This window comes from uncultured Sulfitobacter sp., assembly GCF_947500075.1.
Classification (GTDB): domain Bacteria; phylum Pseudomonadota; class Alphaproteobacteria; order Rhodobacterales; family Rhodobacteraceae; genus Sulfitobacter.
The window spans coordinates 465,186-487,343 of record NZ_CANMQS010000003.1 but is presented as its reverse complement, the minus strand read 5'-3'; the positions used below and the strand labels follow the sequence as shown (position 1 = coordinate 487,343).

General features: G+C 59.4%; 17 protein-coding genes. 6 read left to right on the top strand and 11 right to left on the bottom strand.

Annotation, left to right across the window (positions count from 1 at the left end):
* Positions 1-434 precede the first annotated feature (434 nt).
* A complete protein-coding gene (locus Q1A91_RS12240) occupies positions 435-1,037 on the bottom strand; it encodes an alpha-ketoglutarate-dependent dioxygenase AlkB (protein ID WP_299877406.1) in 603 nt (200 codons plus the stop codon).
* A gap of 210 nt (positions 1,038-1,247) precedes the next feature.
* On the opposite strand from Q1A91_RS12240, the gene dnaK reads away from it, so the two are divergent.
* From dnaK to radC, 3 genes are all read left to right on the top strand, one after another.
* Positions 1,248-3,167: a molecular chaperone DnaK gene (gene dnaK, locus Q1A91_RS12235; RefSeq protein WP_299877405.1), complete on the top strand. Its 1,920-nt coding sequence runs from the start codon at positions 1,248-1,250 to the stop codon at positions 3,165-3,167.
* 76 nt (positions 3,168-3,243) lie between these two features.
* A complete protein-coding gene (dnaJ, locus tag Q1A91_RS12230; protein ID WP_299877402.1) occupies positions 3,244-4,398 on the top strand; it encodes a molecular chaperone DnaJ in 1,155 nt (384 codons plus the stop codon).
* A 390-nt stretch (positions 4,399-4,788) separates the two neighbouring features.
* Positions 4,789-5,538: a DNA repair protein RadC gene (radC, locus tag Q1A91_RS12225; protein ID WP_299877400.1), complete on the top strand. Its 750-nt coding sequence runs from the start codon at positions 4,789-4,791 to the stop codon at positions 5,536-5,538.
* On the opposite strand, the gene Q1A91_RS12220 is transcribed toward radC, so the two are convergent.
* From Q1A91_RS12220 to secA, 3 genes are all read right to left on the bottom strand, one after another.
* The gene (locus Q1A91_RS12220; protein ID WP_299877397.1) at positions 5,531-7,090 is read right to left on the bottom strand and encodes a phosphate ABC transporter substrate-binding/OmpA family protein; all 1,560 of its coding nucleotides are present in this window, start codon (positions 7,088-7,090) and stop codon (positions 5,531-5,533) included. The genes radC and Q1A91_RS12220 overlap by 8 nt on opposite strands.
* An 18-nt stretch (positions 7,091-7,108) precedes the next feature.
* Positions 7,109-8,038, bottom strand: a complete 930-nt coding sequence (locus tag Q1A91_RS12215; protein ID WP_299877394.1) for a hypothetical protein — start codon at positions 8,036-8,038, stop codon at positions 7,109-7,111.
* A gap of 222 nt (positions 8,039-8,260) precedes the next feature.
* Positions 8,261-10,963 carry a preprotein translocase subunit SecA gene (secA, locus tag Q1A91_RS12210; RefSeq protein ID WP_299877392.1) on the bottom strand — a complete coding sequence of 901 codons (2,703 nt, stop codon included), beginning with the start codon at positions 10,961-10,963 and terminating at the stop codon, positions 8,261-8,263.
* A 174-nt stretch (positions 10,964-11,137) separates the two neighbouring features.
* Between secA and Q1A91_RS12205 the strand changes: the two genes are divergently transcribed.
* Genes Q1A91_RS12205 through mutT form a run of 3 tightly spaced genes read left to right on the top strand, consistent with a single transcriptional unit; the run spans position 11,138 to position 13,614 of the window.
* Complete coding sequence (locus Q1A91_RS12205) at positions 11,138-11,986, top strand: peptidylprolyl isomerase (RefSeq protein ID WP_299877389.1); 849 nt, start codon at positions 11,138-11,140, stop codon at positions 11,984-11,986.
* A gap of 6 nt (positions 11,987-11,992) precedes the next feature.
* Positions 11,993-13,219: a bifunctional glutamate N-acetyltransferase/amino-acid acetyltransferase ArgJ gene (gene argJ / locus Q1A91_RS12200; protein ID WP_299877387.1), complete on the top strand. Its 1,227-nt coding sequence runs from the start codon at positions 11,993-11,995 to the stop codon at positions 13,217-13,219.
* Positions 13,216-13,614, top strand: a complete 399-nt coding sequence (mutT, locus tag Q1A91_RS12195; protein WP_299877384.1) for an 8-oxo-dGTP diphosphatase MutT — start codon at positions 13,216-13,218, stop codon at positions 13,612-13,614. Before argJ ends, mutT begins: the two co-directional genes overlap by 4 nt.
* Positions 13,615-14,019: 405 nt before the next feature.
* Here the strand turns inward: mutT and infB are convergent, their stop codons facing one another.
* From infB to pip, 7 genes are all read right to left on the bottom strand, one after another.
* A complete protein-coding gene (gene infB / locus Q1A91_RS12190) occupies positions 14,020-16,497 on the bottom strand; it encodes a translation initiation factor IF-2 (RefSeq protein WP_299877381.1) in 2,478 nt (825 codons plus the stop codon).
* 9 nt (positions 16,498-16,506) lie between these two features.
* Positions 16,507-17,127, bottom strand: coding sequence for an RNA-binding protein (locus Q1A91_RS12185; protein ID WP_299877379.1), 621 nt, complete (start codon positions 17,125-17,127; stop codon positions 16,507-16,509).
* Positions 17,128-17,149: 22 nt separating this feature from the next.
* The gene (gene nusA / locus Q1A91_RS12180; protein WP_299877376.1) at positions 17,150-18,775 is read right to left on the bottom strand and encodes a transcription termination factor NusA; all 1,626 of its coding nucleotides are present in this window, start codon (positions 18,773-18,775) and stop codon (positions 17,150-17,152) included.
* Positions 18,776-19,366: a ribosome maturation factor RimP gene (rimP, locus tag Q1A91_RS12175; RefSeq protein WP_299877374.1), complete on the bottom strand. Its 591-nt coding sequence runs from the start codon at positions 19,364-19,366 to the stop codon at positions 18,776-18,778. It lies immediately after the preceding gene.
* Between the two features lie 141 nt (positions 19,367-19,507).
* Positions 19,508-20,143 (bottom strand): NYN domain-containing protein, encoded by a 636-nt coding sequence (locus tag Q1A91_RS12170; RefSeq protein WP_299877371.1) that lies wholly within the window; start codon positions 20,141-20,143, stop codon positions 19,508-19,510.
* 186 nt (positions 20,144-20,329) lie between these two features.
* Positions 20,330-21,190, bottom strand: a complete 861-nt coding sequence (locus Q1A91_RS12165; RefSeq protein ID WP_299877368.1) for an ABC transporter substrate-binding protein — start codon at positions 21,188-21,190, stop codon at positions 20,330-20,332.
* A complete protein-coding gene (pip, locus tag Q1A91_RS12160) occupies positions 21,187-22,158 on the bottom strand; it encodes a prolyl aminopeptidase (protein ID WP_299877365.1) in 972 nt (323 codons plus the stop codon). Before pip ends, Q1A91_RS12165 begins: the two co-directional genes overlap by 4 nt.

Below are 22,158 nucleotides of genomic sequence, written 5' to 3'. Positions count from 1 at the left end.
TCTACGCGAAAGCGTTTGGGCTGCGTGCGTGGCCCATTCTGGTACCAGAGTAGGCTAACACAAAATTGAGAAACAGACGGGCGACATGTCGCCCCTCGACCTGAACTTCATGCCTACGAGGAAATCACCATGGCTAAGAAATCTTTCAAAGTTGGCCGCAGTGCCAGAACCGGTCGTTTCACCACTGTTAAGAAAGCACAGACGAAAAAGTCTACGCATGTGGTCGAGACAATCAAACGGAAGTAAGCTGCGCGTCGGACAATTGCTTTGGCAGTTTGTCCGACGTTTCCCAAAAATGGTGCACAAATCCGGTGCGATTTCTGGATTGGATGGGAGCTGGCCGCGCGACTCTGCAAAATCCACTCCCTGCGCTTTGCCGCCACTCACGCAAGGCCCGGCATCCAGAATACTTAACCTCCAACCACCCCCCCCACCTACCCCACCACCCGCAGCGTCAAATTAATCCGCCCCCCCTTTTCCAGCACCCGCGACGACCCCGCGCGCACCCGGTCCACCCCATGATACGTCAACCGAGCCGCCCCGCCCATCACCACCACGTCCCCTGACTGCAACCACACACTCTCCGTCTTGCCGCCGCGCGTGGTGTTCCCGATCCGAAACAGCGCATCATCCCCCAGCGAGATTGACACAACCGGCCACTGGAAATCCGCCTCGTCGCGGTCCTGATGCAGCCCCATCTTCGCGCCCTCCCCGTAGTAGTTGATCAAACAACACTCCGGCCTTCGCGCCAGCCCCGTGACCCGGTCCCACACCGCCAACACCTCCGGCGGGATCGCGGGCCAGGGCCGCCCGCTGGGATGCGCCGCCACATAGCGATAGCCCTTCCGATCCGAATACCACCCATACTGCCCCGCCGCCGTCAGCCGCACCGACATCGGCTTCCCATAGGGCGTATCCGGCTGAAACAGCGGTGCCACGCGCACCACCTCACGGACCGCCGCAACCATCTGCGCCTGCGCCGCCCCGTCCAGCAAACCCTTGTAAACGTCGAATCCCCTGACCTTCAAAACCGCCATAGCGTGATATTCTTCCCCCGGATCGGCAAAATCCTCACAGATTCCCTGTTTTGCCCCCCTCCGACAGGTTGCAGGGGCCATATCCGCTCCTTATATACCCGACGAACCGCCGAACAGCAGCCGCTTTCGGCCTCACCCAATCGGAGCCTTGGTGCCAAAACGGGCCACAGCTTCGTGACATCGCCTTAAGATAAAAGAGGGATCGAAATTATGTCCAAAGTAATCGGCATTGACCTTGGTACGACAAACTCCTGTATCGCCATCATGGACGGCAGCCAGCCGCGCGTGATTGAGAACGCCGAAGGCGCGCGTACCACACCATCCATCGTGGCCTTCACCGATGACGAGCGCCTTGTAGGCCAGCCGGCAAAACGCCAGGCCGTCACCAACCCCGACAACACCATCTTCGGCGTCAAGCGCCTGATCGGCCGTCGCAATGACGATGCGGATCTGGCCAAGGACAAGAAGAACCTGCCCTTCAACGTGATTGACGGCGGCAACGGCGACGCATGGGTCGAAGCCAAGGGTGAGAAATACTCGCCCAGCCAAATCTCCGCCTTCATCCTCGGCAAGATGAAAGAAACCGCTGAAAGCTACCTTGGCGAAGAAGTGACCCAAGCGGTCATCACCGTCCCCGCCTACTTCAACGACGCCCAGCGTCAGGCGACCAAGGACGCGGGCAAGATCGCGGGCCTCGAAGTGCTCCGCATCATCAACGAACCAACCGCGGCGGCCCTCGCCTATGGCCTCGACAAGGAAAACACGCAAACCATCGCGGTCTATGACCTTGGCGGCGGTACATTCGACGTGACCATTCTTGAGATCGACGATGGCCTCTTCGAAGTGAAATCCACCAACGGTGACACGTTCCTGGGTGGTGAAGACTTCGACATGCGCATCGTCAACTACCTCGGGGATGAGTTCAAGAAAGAGCATGGCGTCGATCTGACCAAAGACAAGATGGCCCTCCAGCGCCTCAAGGAAGCCGCTGAAAAAGCCAAGATCGAACTGTCCTCCTCCACCCAGACAGAGATCAACCAGCCGTTTATCTCCATGGGCAAGGACGGCTCGCCGCTGCACATGGTGATGAAGCTGACCCGCGCCAAGCTGGAAAGCCTCGTCGGTGACCTGATCAAAGCCTCCATGAAGCCCTGCGCGGCTGCCCTGAAGGATGCAGGCCTCTCCGCTTCCGACATCGACGAAGTCGTGTTGGTCGGCGGTATGACCCGTATGCCCAAAGTGATCGAGGAAGTGACCAAATTCTTCGGCAAGGAACCCCACAAGGGTGTGAACCCTGACGAAGTTGTGGCCCTCGGTGCCGCGATCCAGGCCGGTGTTCTGCAAGGCGACGTCAAGGACGTGGTCCTCTTGGACGTGACACCGCTTTCCTTGGGCATCGAAACCCTTGGCGGCGTGTTCACACGCCTGATCGACCGCAACACCACGATCCCCACAAAGAAGTCTCAGGTCTTCTCAACTGCCGAAGACAACCAGAACGCGGTAACCATCCGGGTCTTCCAGGGGGAGCGTGAGATGGCGACCGACAACAAGATCCTCGGTGCCTTCAACCTCGAAAACATCCCGCCTGCCCCCCGTGGCATGCCCCAGATCGAAGTGACCTTCGACATCGACGCCAACGGCATCGTGTCTGTCGGCGCCTTGGACAAAGGCACCGGCAAGGAGCAGAAGATCACCATCCAGGCGTCCGGCGGTCTGTCGGACGAGGACATCGAAAAGATGGTCAAGGACGCCGAGGAGAACGCCGAGGCGGACAAGGAGCGTCGCGAATTGGTCGATGCCCGCAACCAGGCCGAAAGCCTTATCCACTCCACGGAGAAATCCATGGAAGAGCATAAGGACAAGGTCGATCCGACCACGATCGAAGCCATCGAACTGGCCATCGCGGCCCTCAACGATGATCTGGAAACAGACAACGCCGAGAAGATCAAATCCGGCATCCAGAACGTGACCGAAGCGGCCATGAAACTGGGTGAGGCGATCTACAAGGCCTCCGCCGAGGAAAGCGAAGACATGGCCGAAGCCACAGACGCCCCTCAGGACGCCGGTGGCCCGGACGACGACATCGTCGATGCCGAGTTCGAAGATCTGGACGACGACAAGCGCGCCTAAGCGCGCATGCGGAACCCTGATTGGGCCGGCCTGAAAAACGGGCCGGCCCTTCACGTTCCCGCAAGAGGGTAAGTGTATGGCAAAACGTGACTATTATGAGATCCTTGGCGTCGCCAAAGGGGCCTCAGCGGATGAGATCAAGAAAGCCTATCGCGGCAAGGCGAAAGAGCTTCACCCCGACCGCAACGCCGACAATCCCAAAGCCGAAGCTCAGTTCAAGGAAGCCAACGAGGCCTACGAGGTGCTCAAGGACGGCGACAAGAAAGCCGCCTACGACCGCTATGGTCATGCCGCCTTTGAAGGTGGCATGGGCGGCGGACGTCCCGGCGGTGGTTTTGGCGGCGGACAGGGGGACTTCTCCTCTGCCTTCTCCGACGTCTTCGACGACCTGTTTGGTGACTTCATGGGCCAGCGCGGTGGTGGGCAGGGCGGTGGACGCCGTGCCGCACGTGGCTCTGACCTGCGCTACAACCTGCGCATTTCGCTTGAGGAAGCCTACGCTGGACTGCAAAAATCCATCAACGTCCCCACCTCCATCGCCTGCGGCAGCTGCTCTGGCACCGGGGCCGAAGGCGGTGCGGAACCCACCACATGCCCGACCTGTTCCGGCATGGGCAAAGTGCGTGCACAACAGGGTTTCTTCACGGTTGAACGCACCTGCCCCACCTGTTCGGGTCTGGGTCAGACGGTCAAGAACCCCTGCAACACCTGCCGGGGTGCGGGCCGCGTGGATAAAGACCGCGCGCTCAGCGTGAACATTCCCCAAGGGGTCGAAACCGGCACCCGCATCCGTCTCGCGGGCGAAGGCGAAGCGGGCATGCGCGGCGGTCCCTCCGGTGATCTCTACATCTTCATCGAAGTGGCCGATCACGAACTCTTCGACCGCGACGGTCCGAACCTTTTCTGCCGCGTGCCCGTCTCCATGAGCACCGCAGCGCTGGGCGGCACCATCGAAGTGCCCACCATCGACGGTGGCCGTGGCCGCGTGCAAATCCCCGGCGGCAGCCAATCCGGCCGCCAGATGCGCCTGCGCGGCAAAGGCATGCCACCCCTGCGTGGCGGTGGCATTGGTGACATGATCATCGAACTGGCCGTTGAGACGCCCGTGAACCTGACGTCAAAGCAAAAAGAACTGCTGCGCGAATTTGAAGAGCTGTCCTCGGAGAACAATCCAGAGAGCAAGGATTTCTTCTCCAGCGTGAAGAGTTTCTGGGATTCGATGAAGGGGTGAATTGCTGTCCCGGCTTTGCCGGGCAAATGCTCCAGTGGCGCATTTGTGCAATTCACGGGCGGAGCCCCGGCAAGACGACTGACCGGGCTTTGCCCGGCAAAACCTCCAGTGGAGGTTTTGTGTCGTTCACGGGCGGAGCCCCGGTAAGACGACTCACCGGGAGGCGCCCCGGAAATCACACAACCCAACACCCAAAAGGCGACGCACCCCCGCGTCGCCTTTTTCATGCTTTGTTAACCGTTAACCCCCGTTGCCACCCCAACGCGCGCTGCCGGTGTACAGGTTGTGTACAGCCTGTGCACAGGTAACAACCCACCTGGCATCCCCCTTTTCACGTCCCACCCGAAATCTGTTAACCCTTCCGTAACCACGATCCACCACCCTCATCCCATGAGCACCTTCAGCGATTCCGCCCTCCCCTTCTTGCTGGATGAAGCCCCGCACGCAGCACCGATCCCGGACAAACAGCCGTCCTACATCAAGGACCACCGCCAACGTCTGCGCGCCCGTTTCATGGCCGGCGGGGCGGCGGCCATGCCTGACTATGAACTCCTCGAACTCGTCCTTTTCCGCGCCATCCCCCGCCGCGATGTGAAGCCTCTGGCGCGCGCCCTGATGGACCGCTTCGGCGATTTCAACCGCGTGATTTCCGCATCAGAAGCCCGCCTGCGTGACCTCTCCGGCGTGGGCGATGCTGTTGTTATTGAACTCAAAATTGTTGAGGCCGCCGCCCAGCGCATGGCCCGCGCCCGCGTCATGCAGCAGCACGTCGTCTCCAGCTGGGACGCGCTGATCGACTATTGCCACACCGCCATGGCCCATCGGGAGACGGAGTGCTTTCGCGTGCTCTACCTCGACCGTAAGAACGTCCTCATCGCGGACGAAGAACAGGCCAAAGGCACCGTCGACCACGTCCCCGTCTACCCGCGCGAGGTCGCCAAACGCGCGCTTGAATTGAACGCCAGTGCGTTGATTTTAGTACACAATCACCCTTCCGGTGATCCCACCCCGTCGCAGGCCGACATCGACATGACCCACCAGATCGCCGCCGCCTGCGACGCGCTTGGCCTCACCCTGCATGACCATCTGATCATCGGAAAATCGACCGAACTCAGCTTCCGCGCGGATGGGTTTATCTGACCCAAACCTCAACCCGCCGGTTCACCTGACGGCCCCATGCGGTGTCATCACAGGCCATCGGCATCGCCTCTCCAAAGGCGTCCACCCGCACATCGACCCGCTCCATATTCGCGGTCACCGCCGCCGCACTCACCGCGCGCTGCACGGCTTGTGCCCGCCGCAACGCGATGTCCCGGTTGGCCTTCGCCGCCCCCTCGCCATCGCTGAACCCCACGAACATCAACTGCCGCGCGTCGTACTGCCCCTGTTCCAACGCACGGGCCAATTGCTGCACGTTCGACCGGGACTGCGCATCCAGCCGGATCGACCCGGTCTCAAACCGGTAACTGGTTGTCAGCCGCGCCATCGGGGTCAGCGTCGCCGTCATCCGTTGCAATTCCTCAAGGGAGGTTTCGCCCCCCGCCACCGTGATTGCATTGGCAAACCGATTGCCCTGTTCGTCCACCGGAATCTCCTCCGGCGTCTGGTCCACGAACCCCGCCCGCCGGATCACATTCTGCGCCGCAGGCTCTCGCGTGAAGGCCAAAAATTCCCTTGCAATCAAGGGCAAACGCCGTGCCGGCACATAAAGAAACATCGGTGCGGTCAGTGGATAATCTTCCGTCTTGATGGTCCGCCGTGCGGCATCCAGAAAGAACCCGCAGGTCCCGCCCAGCGTCAAAACCTGCGTCCCGCGCCGCTCCGCATAGGACGTGATGCCCAGCGCAAATGTGTCCCGTGCCACGGCTTCCGCGATCTGCGCGGGCAAGGCGTGGCGGGTGATCCCTTCGGCAAAGTCCAGCTTCGCCGGGGTCATCACCTGATCCACAATCGCCTGGGACAGCCCGCTGGAAGGGGTCGGCAAATGCAGATCAATCGGCGCATCCGGCCCGCCCAGATCCTGCCAATTGGTGACCAGCCCCGCAAACACACGCGCCAGATCAAGCGGAGAGATCGCCTTGATCGGATTGCTCGCCGATACCACCGGCACCACTGCATCCAGCGCCAGCACGCGGCTGCGGTTGGCCCCGGTCAGATCCCCCATCCCGGCATCGCGCGCATTGATCCGTTCCTCGCGCCGGACCTCTCTCAAAGCCAGCACAATATCCGCCTCATCCGCCAGCAGATCGGCAAAGCCTTCGTCGGTATTGGTGGCACGGAAATCAAAGCGGGCGGCGGTCTTGCCCGTATCCGCCCGGGTCAGCACATAGGCAAACTGGGTCGCGTCATAGGTCTCACGGCTGACCTTGTATCCATTGCGCAGCGCAAAGGCATCGATCAGCGCGGGCATCAACACCGCCCCCATTGTGGCAGAGCCGGACAGCATCACCTCCGCCACAAAATCCTGTAGATTCGGGCAGCCGGGTCCCTCGCAATTCACGCCAGAACCATCAACGGTGAGTTCGCCATACTCCGTCTGCAAGCGGTAGAATTCGCCATCAAACCCCAGAAGCGTGCCGATCAATTCGACCTTGCCATCGCGGGACGTCAGCGTGACATCCTGCGCCAGTGCGTGCAGACCTGTAATAACAAAAAGTGCGGCGAAGATCGCCGCACGTTTCAGGTTACCCATATGACCCCGACCGTTGCGTTACCTTGATGCGACTTTCAGGTCTTGCAGCAGATTATTCAACACAAGAAAGCTGCCAACCGCATCACAAGCGGGAACCGGCAAGGTCAGATTCTGGGTTTTGATCTGCCCGTCCTGCTGGACTTCCAGTGATTGGGCTTCAATTTCAACGCCGCAGTTGGCTTGGGTCACTTCGGTTTCCACGCTCAATGCAATGTCCCCCGACAGCCCTTCTGCATCACGCGGGAAGGTATATACTTCTGCGAGGAATGGATCCGCTGCTTCCTGATCGCCATGCTGGGTCAGCACGCCCCCCTTGCCGGACACAGCCGTGGAGATGTCGCCCGGTGCGCCATGCCACAGGTGGCCCGGTTCACCATAGTCCGCGCCAAATTCGCGGGCATGGATTTCAAACCCGGCATTGCCTTTCCACTGCAATACCGCACGGTCATACCCGTTCAGCTCTTCCACAGTGGTCTGTGCAACGGCGCCATCCCCATTGGAGAAGGCAAAGATGAACACGGCATCCTCGGACAGCGCTGGCACTGTCAGGGAGACCACACCCGCGTCAGAGGTGGTTTCAGTAAAGATCATCCCGTTGTGGTGCACGGTCACACGCTCGTTCGGGAAACACGCAGCCGTCATCTGCAAATCCACCATGGCGGCGGCCACAGGACGGGCATTGACCGTGATCTCACAAGCCGGTTTCACAGGATCCACAGTCTGCGCCAGCGCCGGCACATCAAGCTCGCTCAGCTGGCTTTGCGGTGCGCTTGCGGTGGTCACCTCTGCGTCGGGCTCGGGCAGTTTGGGAGCTGCGGCGATCTCAGCTGAAGTCAGCTTGATCTCTTGCACATCAAGGATCGCGTCGGAAACGGATGCACCGATGACCGCCCCAGTCTCTTCCGTAGTTTTGCCATATCGCTTTTCCGCAACATCGGAATTCTGCATGACGAAACCAATGCCCGCAGCACATGCAAGTGTGCCCGCTACAGTCAGTATTTCCCTTGTCCGTGCCATCGGTTTGTCCCTTCCGCGGAATCAATTACCGCCTTGATGCAGGACAATCTGGGCTTGGATATGACGGATCAGAGGACGGAATATGGCGAAAGGGCGGCGACCTGCCGGTCAATCGCCCTTTCCAAACGTCAAAAGCTGCCGTGTCAGCGGGGGTTAGACCAGCCGCCCGTGGCAGTGTTTGAATTTCTTTCCTGAGCCGCAAGGACAGGGATCATTGCGTCCGGGGTTGCCCCATGTGCTCGGATCATCCTCAACAAAGCCTTCAGCCGCATCGGCCGTGGGGGCCGGAGCAGGTGCTGCCGCATCATCGATGGCCTGTTGCATCGCGGCCTGACGGGCGGCGATTTCCTCCATCATGGCTTTACGCTCTTCCTCGGTCATCGGCTGCGCCTGACCCAGTTTCTGCGTCACATCCTGCCGCAAACTGTCAAGCATGACCTCAAACAGCTGGAAGCTCTCGTTCTTGTATTCGTTCAGTGGATCGCGTTGCGCATAACCACGGAAGCCGACGACGGATCGCAGATGCTCCAGCGTGACAAGGTGTTCACGCCACTTGGCGTCGATGGTCTGCAACAGCAGCTGCTTTTCGATCAGCCGCATGTTCTCCGGGCCAAAGCCTTCGACCTTCTCGGCCATCATCTTGTCGGTCGCCTCAATCAGACGTTCGCGGATAATCTCATCATCCACACCGTCCTCTTCACACCAGGCAATGACCGGCACGTCGATGTTCAACTGCTCGATCACTGCGGCATAGAAACCCTGCGTGTCCCATTGGTCGGCATAGGTCTTGGGCGGCATGTAGGTGTCGATCAGATCGTCGATCACCTGATGGCGCATGTCAGTGATGATCTCGCTCAGGTCCTCGGCTTCCATGATGTCGCGGCGTTGCCCAAAGATAACTTTGCGCTGCTCGTTCATCACGTCGTCGTATTTCAGAAGCTGTTTGCGGATGTCGAAGTTGCGGCCTTCGACTTTCGCCTGTGCCCGCTCCAGCGATTTGTTCACCCACGGGTGCACAATCGCTTCGCCTTCCTTCAGACCAAGGGTCTTGAGCACTTTTTCAAGCCGTTCAGACCCGAAAATCCGCATCAGATCGTCTTCGAGCGACAAGAAGAAAGAGGTTCGCCCCGGATCCCCCTGACGGCCTGAACGGCCGCGCAGCTGGTTGTCGATCCGGCGGCTTTCGTGACGTTCGGAGGCGAGGACATACAAGCCGCCTGCCGCCAGAACCTGCTTCTTTTCATCGGCGTGTTCTGCTTCGATGCGGGCGCGTACTTCCGCAGGGTCCGCTTCGGGATCGGCGCTGATCGCCTCAAGCACTTTCATCTCGACATTGCCGCCCAGCTGAATGTCTGTCCCCCGGCCCGCCATGTTGGTCGCGATGGTGACCGCGCCCAGCTTGCCCGCGTCCGCGATGATCTGCGCTTCTTTCTCGTGCTGGCGGGCGTTCAGGACGTTGTGTGTGATGCCCGCTGTCGTCAGCATCTGGCTCAGCTGCTCGGACTTCTCAATGGATGTGGTCCCGACAAGGCAGGGCTGACCCTTCTCATGGGCCTCCGCCACCTTTTCGATCATCGCATCGTATTTCTCACCCGCCGTGCGGTAGACCGCGTCGTCTTCGTCTTCACGCGCGATCGGCAGGTTTGTCGGCACTTCGACAACACCCAGACCGTAGATCTGCATGAATTCCTCAGCCTCTGTCAGCGCGGTGCCGGTCATGCCGGCCAGCTTGTCATAAAGACGGAAGTAGTTCTGGAAAGTGACGGAGGCGAGCGTGACGTTCTCCGGCTGGATCTTCACGCCTTCCTTGGCCTCAATCGCCTGATGCAACCCGTCCGACAAACGACGGCCCTGCATCATGCGGCCAGTGAATTCGTCGATCAGCATGATCTCACCGTCGCGGACAATGTAATCCTTGTCCTTGGTAAACAGCTTGTGCGCGCGCAGGCCCTGATTGACGTGGTGCACGATGGTCGTGCTTTCAGGATCATAGAGCGACTGACCCTCTTCGATCATCTCACGGGCGCGCAGCTGCTCTTCCAGAAACTCGTTCCCGTCATCTGTGAAGGTCACATTGCGGGTCTTTTCGTCCAGCTCAAAATGATCGTCCTGCAAGGAGGGGATCAGTTTGTCGATGGTCAGATACATGTCCGAGCGGTCCTGCGCGGGGCCCGAGATGATCAGCGGCGTCCGCGCCTCATCAATCAGGATGCTGTCCACTTCGTCCACGATGGCGAAGTTGTGGTGCTTTTGCAGGATCTCACCCAGGTTCGACTTCATGTTGTCGCGCAGATAGTCGAACCCAAGCTCGTTGTTGGTGGCATAGGTGATGTCACACTCATAGGCCGCGCGCTTTTCCTCTTCCGGCATCATTGAGATGGCCGCACCGGTGGTCATGCCAAGCGCTGCAAACACCTTGCCCATCCAATCCGCGTCCCGTTGCACGAGGTATTCGTTCACGGTGACGATATGAACGCCTTTGCCGGTCAGGGCATTGAGATAGGCCGCAAGTGCGGCGGTCAGCGTCTTGCCCTCACCCGTTTTCTGTTCAGAGATGTTGCCCTGATGCAGAAAGATCGCCGCCAGCATCTGCGTGTCAAAAGCGCGAATGCCCAGCGTCCGCCGCGCCGCTTCGCGACAGGCGGCAAAGGCCTCTGGCAGCAGATCATCAAGGCTGGTGCCGCTTTGAGCGCGCTGTTTCAGATCGGCGGTTTTTTCTTTCAGCCCTTCGTCGGACAGCTTTTCGATCTCCGGCTCCAGCGCGTTGATCTTTGCCACCAGCGGGCGCGTGGCTTTGATTTTTCGGTCGTTGGCTGTGCCAAATACCTTTTTGGCGATTGTTCCGATACCCAGCATGTACTCTCCAGCCGAATGTGTTTGTTCCGACGCCGATCTGCTTGCCGAGCGCGGTGTCACCCCATAGATAGAGGGGGATTGCGCGGTTCTTCCGCGCCTTGCAGCCGATGTAGGCGCCGCAAGAAACACTGTCAATGTAGCAGCCCCCGAGCAGGGTGAACGATAGGACAATCCATGCAAAAACCCCTCACTTTTCTCGCCTCTGTTGTCATTTCAGCGGCGTTGAGCCTGCCTGCGACCGCGCAGGACAAACCATCCATTGATCAGGTTGTCGCAATTGTGAACGACACGGAGATTACCCTCGGCCACATGATCATCGCGCGCGCCAGCCTGCCCGAACAATACCGCCAACTGCCTGACGAAGTGTTGTTCACCGGTATTCTGGATCAGCTGGTCCAGCAGGCGGCGCTCGCTGACAGCTATGAGGGCGATCTGCCCGCCCGCGTCAGCCTGTCGATTGAGAATGAACTGCGCTCCCTGACGGCCGGCGAAGTGATTGAACGGAACATGGCCTCTCCCCTGTCCGAAGACGACGTTCAGGCGGCCTACGACGAACAATACGCCAATGCCGAAGCCGGTGAGGAATACAACGCATCCCACATTCTGGTGGAGACAGAGGAAGCCGCAATTGCCCTGAAAGAGGAACTTGACAGTGGTGCCGATTTCGCAGCCCTCGCACGGGAGAAATCCACTGGCCCTTCCGGCCCCGGTGGCGGGTCGCTGGGGTGGTTTGGCAAGGGCATGATGGTCCCCTCATTTGAAGCAGCCGTCGTCGCGATGGAGCCGGGTGCCGTCTCTGATCCCGTACAGACACAGTTTGGCTGGCATGTGATCAAACTGAACGAGACCCGCAAAACCGAAGCGCCTTCGCTTGAAAGCGTGCGGGAGGAACTGGAACTTCAATTGCGCCAGACCCGCGTCCAGACCACCATTGAGGACGTCACCGCCGCCGCAGACGTGGACCGCAGCGGTGCCGAAGGGCTCGACCCCGCGATCCTCAAAGACCTCGAACTGCTGGAGTAACCTTCCTTGGCGACAATCACCAAAGTCTCTCCGCTGGCCCCGGCGGCCTTTCCAGACCTGCCCGTCATTGATGGCGTGACCTTTGCCACCATGGCGGCGGGGGTGAAGTATCAAGGGCGCACCGATGTGATGCTGGCGCTTCTGGCACCCGGCACGACAGTGGCTGGGGTATTCACCAAGTCATCCACCCGCGCAGCACCCGTTCTTGATTGTCAGGCCAAACTTGGCGGCCCGTCGGACGGCGCTGCGGCGATCCTTGTGAACTCTGGCAACGCAAATGCCTTCACCGGCAAAGGCGGCGTTGCGGCGGTGGAGGCGATTACGGCTGCGGTTGCCCAAACATGCGGTGTGGAACAGGGGCGGGTCTTCACCTCCTCCACCGGCGTGATCGGAGAACCGCTTCCCGCAGAGCGCATCACCGCAGTGCTGGACAGGCTTCACCAGGATCAAAACCCCGATCAAATCGAGGCGGCCGCCCAGGCGATCATGACCACCGATACCTTCCCCAAAGGCGCGATGGCGCTGGTGGAAATTGATGGCAAAACAGTCTCTATCGCCGGGATTGCAAAGGGGTCGGGCATGATCGCGCCGAATATGGCGACGATGCTGGTCTATATCTTCACCGACGCCGTCGCATCCCAGAACGCGCTGCAAGCCATGGTGACACGTCACGCGGATCGCACGTTCAACAGCATCACGGTGGACAGTGACACCTCAACCTCCGACACGTTGCTGGTTGCAGCCACCGGCGCATCCGGCGTTTCGGTTGACGGCAATGCCGCATTTGAGGCCGCCCTTCATGGCGTCATGCAGAACCTCGCCCATCAGGTTGTCAAAGACGGCGAAGGTGCGACAAAATTCGTTGAGATCAACGTGACCGGTGCCACTACAAACGCAGATGCAAAGACCCACGCCATGGCCATTGCAAACTCGCCCCTGATCAAAACGGCCATCGCCGGCGAAGACCCAAATTGGGGCCGCGTGGTCATGGCTGTCGGGAAGTCCGGCGCACCTGCTGACCGCGACCTGCTGTCGATCCGGTTCGGCGATATTGAAGTCGCGACCAAGGGCTTCGTCAGCCCCGGCTATGCCGAGGCGGATGCAGCCGCGCATATGAAAGGCACCGACATCCGCATCGGTGTCGATCTGGGCATGGGCACGGGCGCGTCGACCGTCTGGACCTGCGATCTGACCCATGGCTACATCGAAATCAACGCGGACTATCGGTCATGAAGATGGTGCTTGTGTCAGCCGTTGCGCTGATCGACGTGGATGGCCGCGTCCTGCTGGCGCAGCGCCCCGAAGGGAAATCCATGGCGGGCCTGTGGGAATTCCCTGGCGGTAAAGTCGAGGACGGTGAAACCCCCGAAGCCGCACTCATCCGGGAATTGCAGGAAGAGCTGGGGATCGATACCTGGGAAAGCTGCCTTGCCCCTCTGACCTTCGCCAGCCACAGCTATGATGATTTCCACCTGCTGATGCCGCTTTTTGCATGTCGCAAATGGGAAGGCTCGCCGATGTCCAACGAAGGTCAGCAGTTGAAATGGGTGCGTGCAAACGACCTCAAGACCTATCCCATGCCCGAAGCTGACATCCCGTTGATCCCGATCCTGCGCGACTGGCTGTGAAAACAGGGCACCGACTGTTTCCATTTCGGTATTTATTGTCAACTTGAGGTTAACAATTTACTGGAAATTCCAAATCCAGCGACTAATGTTGTCATATCTTTCTGGGGGGAGAGCATATGCTGCGCACAATCACACTCGGGTCCTGCATTTCTGTACAGGGAACCTTTGTCAAAACGATGCCCGACGGGCGCGTTGTCGTCAAAGTGGATGACACCGTGTTTTCAGGCAAACCTGTCGTTCGCCAGAACTGAGCGAGGTTCACCACAGGTCAGACCGCAGGCATCGCGTCGATATCTGCGGTTCTGGGCTCATGTGGATGATCCAGAACACCAAAGACCGACCGCAATGAAAAAAGAGCAGCCCGTTGAGGCTGCTCTTTCAATTTCATCAACCGCGTGGTGCGGATCAGGTCAACGTGCGGGTCACTTCCTCGCGCTCGAAAATCTCGATCACATCCTCTGGGCGGATATCATCGTAGTTCTCAAACGCCATGCCGCATTCCTGACCGGACTGCACTTCCGGCACTTCATCCTTGAAACGCTTGAGCGTTTTCAGCGTGCCTTCGTGGATCACCACGTTGTCGCGCAGCAGGCGGACACCGGCAGACCGCCGCGCCACACCTTCGGTAACAAGACAACCGGCAACCTTGCCCACACCCGTGACCTTAAAGACCTCTTTGATACTTGCGTATCCGATGAAGTTCTCTTTGATCTCCGCGCTGAGCAGACCGGAGGCGGCGGCTTTCACGTCATCCACAAGGTCGTAGATGACCGAGTAATAGCGGATCTCCACACCCTTCTGGTTCGCCGTGTTCCGTGCAGAAGCATTCGCCCGGACGTTAAAGCCAAGGATCGGCGCGCCGGAGGCTTCGGCCAGACCAACGTCCGTTTCCGTGATCGCACCCACACCGTGGTGCAGCACGCGCACGCGCACTTCGTCATTGCCGATTTTCTCCATCGCCTGAACGATGGCTTCGGCAGACCCCTGCACGTCGGCTTTCAACAGGATGGGCAGTTCGCTCACGTTCTCATCAGCCTTGGCATTCGCCATCAGCTGTTCCAGCGTGGTCGCCGCACCCGCAGCGGCGCGTTTGTCCTTGGCCGCTTTCTCGCGATACTCCGCAATCTCGCGCGCCTGCGCTTCGGTGTCGGTCACGTTCAGAACGTCACCCGCTTCGGGTGTGCCGTTCAGACCCAGCACTTCGACGGGTACGGATGGTCCGGCTTCCTTGACGCGGTTGCCCGTATCATCGACCAGCGCCCGCACCTTGCCGTACTGCTCACCCACAACAAAGATATCACCCTGACGCAGCGTACCGTTCTGAACCAGAACCGTCGCGACCGGGCCGCGACCCACGTCAAGCTGCGCCTCGATCACGGCACCAACGGCGGCACGATCAGGGTTCGCTTTCAGCTCAAGGATTTCCGCCTGAAGCGCGATGGCTTCCAGCAGTTTGTCCAGACCTTCGCCGGTGATGGCAGAGACTTCGACATCCTGCACATCGCCTGACATCTTCTCCACGATCACTTCGTGCTGAAGCAGATCGGTCCTTACCTTGTCGGGGTTCGCCGCAGGCCGGTCGATCTTGTTGATCGCCACGATCATCGGCACGTCAGCCGCCTTGGCGTGGTTGATCGCTTCAATGGTCTGCGGCATCACGGCGTCATCCGCCGCAACAACCAGCACAACGATATCTGTCACCTGCGCCCCACGGGACCGCATTGACGTAAACGCCGCGTGACCCGGTGTATCGAGGAAGGACAGAACCGCACCAGTGTCGGTTGTCACCTGATAGGCACCGATATGCTGCGTGATCCCGCCCGCTTCGCCGGCCACAACCCGCGCATTGCGGATCGCATCCAGAAGCGATGTCTTGCCGTGATCGACGTGACCCATGATCGTAATGACCGGGGGCCGGGACTTGAGATCCTTGTCGTCGTCCTCAATCTCCTTGATCACGTCCTCAACGTCGGCATCCGACACGCGGACAACCTTGTGGCCAAATTCCTCGATGATCAGTTCGGCGGTATCGGCGTCAATCGTCTGGGTTTGCGTGACCATCATGCCGTTGGTCATCAGCGCCTTCACGACGTCAGCAACCTTTTCGGACATGCGGTTGGCCAGTTCGGAAACCACAATCGCCTCGGGCAACTGCACATCACGCACAACCTTTTCACGCTCAACCGAACCACCCATGGCTTTCTGACGGGCGCGCTCCTGCTGGCGCTTCATCTGCGCCATGGACCGCTGGCGGCCACCTTCGCCGCCGCGCAACGCCTGGTTCAGCGTCAGCTTGCCGGAACGGCGGCTGTCGTCGCCCTGACGGTTTTTCTTGTTGGTGTCTTCGCGGTCGCGGTCCGTTTTCCGCTGCGCGTTACCGGGCGCGGGTGCCGATTTGTTGGGCTGGCGCGCAACAACAGGTTCTGCGGGTGCCGCAGCGGCCTGCGCCGCAGCTTCGGCTTCTTTCTTGCGGCGTTCGTCCTCTTCGGCTTTCGCCTTGAGGTTTTCCTCACGCTCACGCTCCGCCTGTTCCTTGGCTTCCTGCTCCGCACGGCGGCGCTCACGATCTTCAGCGCGCGCTTTTTCCTCCGCTTGCCGGGCAGCGGCTTCTTCCGTCTCGCGGGCCTTTGCAGCCTGAACGGCCTTCAGGCGACGCTCCATCTCCGCATCGGTAATGCCCGCAGGACGCTTGGATGGATTGCCCACAGGCGCACCGCCCGACCCTGTCTTTGCGGCACCCGGCTTGGGCACCACAACGCGCTTGCGCTTGGTTTCGACCACGACGTTCTTGGTCCGCCCATGGCTAAAGCTTTGCTTTACGTTGCCAGGCCGCGGAGCAGCTCCGCGCAGACCCAATGTTTTCTTGCCGTCACTATCGCTCATGTAGCTCGTCTATCCTTCCGACTGGCCCTTGCCAGTCTTATTTTCGCGCAGTCCGCGCAACCGTTGGGCTTCCTCTACAACACGTGAGGTGAGTCCACCAGAGGCCAGCGCCCCATGTATCACAGTTTGGCGTCCGAATGCCAAACCCAATTCATCTGCCGTCAGCCAGCCGATGTAATGTCCGTAATGCGGCGTGCTCAGCTTTGACTTGCCACGCCCGGACCCATCAGAGGCCTGTATCAGCACTTCGGCTTCTTCCGTTTGAAGCCAACCCTTTACCTTCTCATAGCCTGCCACGGCCCGACCGCCCTTACGCTGGAGCGAGATCAGATCGACCACGCGCCGCGCCAGCTGCCGTTCGACCTCTGCCACAAGGTCCTCCGGCACGCTGACCTGTGCCTTTGCCCCGCGCGAGAACAGCTTCTTCTTCGCCGCTTGCGCGATCATGTCGCGATCCGCAGTGACATACATGCCCCGACCGGGCAGCTTGCCCAGTACATCCGGCACAACCTGCCCCTCCGGCCCCACAACGAAACGCACCAAACCTTGCTTTGGATGCACCTCGCCCGTGACAAGGCACTTGCGTTCAGGACCGTCGCTTCGGTCTTTGGTCGCGCCACCGCGTCCCATCCCGGTAACCCGAGGCCTGCGATCAGGCCTCGGCCTCCTGACCTTCTTCGGCTTCTTCGCCCTCTTCGGCTTCGGCCTGTGCTTCCAACTCCGCCGGATCAACCCAGCCCAGAAGCACACGTGCGGTCATGATCAACTGCTGCGCTTCTTCAAGGGAGACATCGAACGGTTCAAGAACACCGTCATCCTTCACACGCTCCCCATCCACGGTTGTCCAGCCACCGGCCAGTTCCCAATCCGCACATGTCGCAAAATCTTCGAGGGTTTTGACGTCATCATTCGCCAATGCCTCAATCATCTGGGGTGTCAGACCCTCAAATTCAATAAGGCTGTCCTCAACACCCAATGCACGGGCCGCATCCAGCGCCGCTTTGTTCTTGGCTTCAATCACGTCACGGGCACGCGCCTGCAACTCGTTCGCGGTGTCTTCGTCCACACCGTCAATGACCAGCAGTTCGTCCACTTCGACGTAAGCCACTTCTTCAAGGTTGGTGAACCCTTCGGAAACCAGCAACTGGGCAAAGAACTCGTCCAGATCGAGCGTGTCCATGAAGAGCTTCGTGCGCAGCTCAAACTCCGCCTGACGGCGCGCGCTTTCCTGCTCTTCTGTCATGATGTCGATGTCGAGGTTGGTCAGCTGCGATGCCAGACGCACGTTCTGACCACGACGGCCAATCGCAAGGCTCAACTGTTCTTCCGGCACGACAACTTCGATCTTGCCCGCTTCTTCGTCCAGAACCACCTTGGAGACCTCGGCAGGCTGAAGCGCGTTCACAAGGAACGTTGGCTGGTCTTCATTCCATGGAATGATGTCGATCTTTTCGCCCTGCAATTCGTTCACAACGGCCTGCACGCGCGAACCCCGCATACCCACACAGGCACCAACAGGATCAATCGAACCATCATAGGAAATCACGGCAATCTTCGCACGTGAACCGGGATCACGGGCAACGGCTTTGATCTCGATGATACCGTCGTAAATCTCTGGCACTTCCATTTTGAACAGTTCCGCCATGAATTCAGGCGCTGTCCGGCTGAGGAAAATCTGCGGCCCACGCTGCTCCCGACGCACATCCTTGATATAGACGCGGATGCGGTCATTGGGGCGGTAGGATTCGCGGCCGATCTTCTCGTTCCGGCGCAGGATCGCTTCGCCGGCACCCACGTCGACGATGACGTTGCCGTACTCTTCCCGCTTGACCAGACCGTTGATAATCGTGCCCGCGCGGTCCTTGAATTCCTCGTACTGGCGATCCCGCTCGGCTTCGCGCACCTTTTGCAGGATCACCTGCTTTGCAGATTGCGCGGCAATGCGGCCCATCTCAACCGGGGGAACCTCTTCGATGAATTCCTGCCCGACCTCGGGGTTTTCCATGTATTGCTTGGCCTGCTCAACGGTGAATTCCGCCTGATAGTTCTCAAGCTCTTCTTCCTCGACCACGGTGCGCACGCGGGTGAATGTCGCCCGACCCGTCTTCCGGTCGATGCTCACGCGAATGTCCATCTCCGCGCCGTAGCGCGACTTCGCCGCACGGGCGAGCGATTCTTCCATCGCCTCGACGACCAGACCGGGGTCGATCATCTTCTCCCGCGCGACCGCCTCAGCGGTTTGCAGCAGTTCAAGCTGGTTGGCAGATGTAATGGCCATTCAAGTGTCTCCCTCGGCTTTTTCGTCCGGTGTTTCGTCTTCAGAAATCTCGTCAAACTTCGTTTCGTCGATCGCGCCCGACGCTTTGCGTTGGCGCAGCATTTCGGCAATCAGCTCATCGGTCAGGACCAGTTTGGCGTCCGACAGCCAATCGAATTTCAGCCCCAGCGTGCCTTCGGCCACGTTGATCAGCACCTCATCGCCCTCAACCCCTGCCAGTTCACCCTTGAACCGGCGGCGGCCCTCGATCAACTCAAGCGTTTCCAGTTTGGCCTCATACCCTTCAAACTGCTCAAAATCCTTGAGCCGCGTGAGGGGACGGTCGATGCCGGGGGATGAAACCTCAAGCGTGTATTCGTCGAGAATAGGATCTTCCACGTCCAGCACTGCACCCACGGATTGGGTGATGACGCTCAGATCATCCACTTCGATGCCACCTTCAGGCTTGTCAGCCATGATCTGCAACGTGGTGTTCTTGCCCGACATCAACCGCACGCGCACCAGTTCAAACCCGAGATCCTCGATCACGGGTGTGATGATCTCCGCCATGCGGCGGTCAATGGCAGCTTTTGCAATCAGGTCGTTGGACATTGCGGGGCGGAGCCTTTCAGGCACAAAAAAACGGGCGCGCGGCCCGTTTGTGTCGGTCGGTGGAGCGTTTGGTTTGGACCCGAACGTGCCGCTGTTATGGGTCATATACGGAGGAGGGCCGCGAACTGCAAGCATAGATACCTAATTATCGAAGTCCCAGCTTTCGGGTCTATGAATTTTCACGCCACCTTGTCCCAGAACTGTCTTTGGAAACTGCGATCGGCGGAGCATACCATCCGAAATATTTCTTACCGCTGAAACTGCTTGCCGATGTTTCTTGCCCGGTTGGGGGTTTTCAAACCACGCCAGAACGACTGTCTTTTGTAATTCTTGAGTAACCATCCTCAATGGTTCTAATAGATCTGTGTCTTGAGAAAATACGAGAGCAACATCAAAAGACTCGCTAAACGCATCCATCAAGAGATGCGAAGCAAGATTTACATCAGATCCCTTCTCTTCAGTGTCGTGCACCGTAACCATCGTCACACCATCTTTGACAAGCGGACGGGTAATTGTCTTTGTCAAAAACTTGCCCTTGTGAATTGTAAGTTCCGGAATGGTCTTTAGTGCACGAAAGTAGGTTTCTTGGCGATGTGGCGCGCTCGGATCTCCCGCACGCGGACTCACATCTGCTGTAAAATACCTAATACAATCAATAATATCACCTTCTGATAAAACCTCGTATGAGAGCTTTTTGAGGTCTGTCCATTTGGTTTTGGATTTCTTCAAGCGACGGTAGTAGAAATTGAAACCATCAATGTAAACGCGAGCTCTCATAATAGAACGCTATCTATACTTGTAAAATACAGCAAGGGCTGCGCCACTCTCGTGATCACAGCCCTTGAACTAACAGACCTGCTGTTAGCCGGTATGTCTTACAGGTAGACACCGAATCGACGCTCGTCAAGTCTGCTGCAATTAATTTTTCGCCGAGTCAAGCACAAGATACTAACGCGCCCACTCTCAGACAAACCACCACCGCTCCGCCGCGCGCAGATCATCAAGCGGGCGCAGCGCGCTGACCCGCGCGGGTTGTGCAACGCTTGTGGAAACCGCCTGCATCACGTCCCGCGCATCGGGCGACAGCATCACATCGGGCAGCGCTCTCACACCATCGACATCTCGCGTATCCACCGCGTCTACCAGATAGCCGCCCAGCGCTTCACCCCGAACCTGCTCGGACGGGATAGAGGTCAGTTCCACCTCATCAAACCAGCCGGCAGCGCCGTCCTTGTAATGCGCCTCAACCCGCACCGTCAGCAGTTGCCGACCGGGGATAAAGCGTTTCACACGGTAAAGGCCCGTGCCAATCCCATCCTCAAACGCATGGGCAGGACGGATGATATATTCAGGTTCCGCCAGCAGCAGCGGCAACGAGGCACTGGGCTGGTCCAGGGTCACACGCAGGGTCAGCGGATCAACCGCTTCCACTCTTGCGCCGCGCAACGCTGCAAGGCTGGCCACAGCGTCTTTCGCGGTAAACGGCTGACCATCATGGAAAAACACGCCTGCCCGCAGGTCGAACTGCCAGACCCGACCGCCATCGGAGGAGGACCAACCCGTCGCCAGTTCCCCCCGCAGCACGCCGTCCGCTGCGCGTTCGGTCAATGTATCAAACACCATCCCCTGCCGCGCCACCTGCATGAACAGCCCATCGCCCGCCATCCAACTGTCGCCCCGCGCGCCGCCCGACAGCGCCATCCGCATCCGTCCGCCCCGCTGCGGCGCACCCGCAGCCGACACGCCGGACGCCGCCAGCAACGCCATCGCGGCGGCTGAGGTAAACAGCGCACGTCTGTCGATATGCGAACGGCGGGTTGTCATTGGGCGGCGATCCTATCCATGGCGCGCACCAATTCTGCCGATATTCCCGGCTCTGACAAGGCGTGGCCTGCATTGCGGACCATTTTCAACTCACAGGCAGGCCAGCGTTCTGACAACTCATAGGCGCTGGATGGCGGACAGATCATGTCATAGCGGCCCTGGACAATCACACCGGGGATGTCCTTGATCCGGTTCATATGGGCAAGGATCTGCCCATCGAACTCAAGAAAGCCCGCATTGGTGAAATAGTGATTCTCCAGCCGTGAGAACGCCCGTGCGTATTCCGCAGGCCCTTCGTGCACGGCACCGGCCGAATGGATTGATGCCAGTGCGTTTTCCCAAGCCGCCCACGCCTTGCCAAACCGCTGCTCCATCGGAATATCGCCCGAAAACAGCCGCCGGTGATAGGCCGCGATCAGATCGTCCTGCTCATCCTCGGGAATGATGCTGGTAAACCGCTTCCACACTTCCGGCCAGAACCGCCCAGCGCCGCCGCCATAGAACCAATCCAGTTCGGCCTTTGTCATCAGGAACACACCGCGCAAAACCAGATTGCGCACCGCGTCCGGGTGGGTCTGCGCATAGATCAGCGAAAGTGTCGCACCCCAGGAGCCGCCAAAGACGATCCATTGATCAATCCCCAGCTCTGCCCGAATCATTTCGATGTCCGCCACCAGATGCCAGGTGGTGTTGTCCGTCACTGACGCATGGGGCCGCGACCGCCCGCATCCGCGCTGGTCAAACAGGATAACCCTATATTTTGCAGGATCAAAATAGCGCCGCATTGACGGGCTGCACCCGCCACCGGGACCGCCGTGCAGCACCAGAACCGGGATGCCGCCGGGGTTGCCACATTGCTCCACATAGACCTGATGGCCCTGCCCGACGGCCAGCATGCGCTGATCAAACGGGTCAACAGGCGGATACAGATACTGAACTGCGCGCTTTTGATCGGGAAACTTATCCAT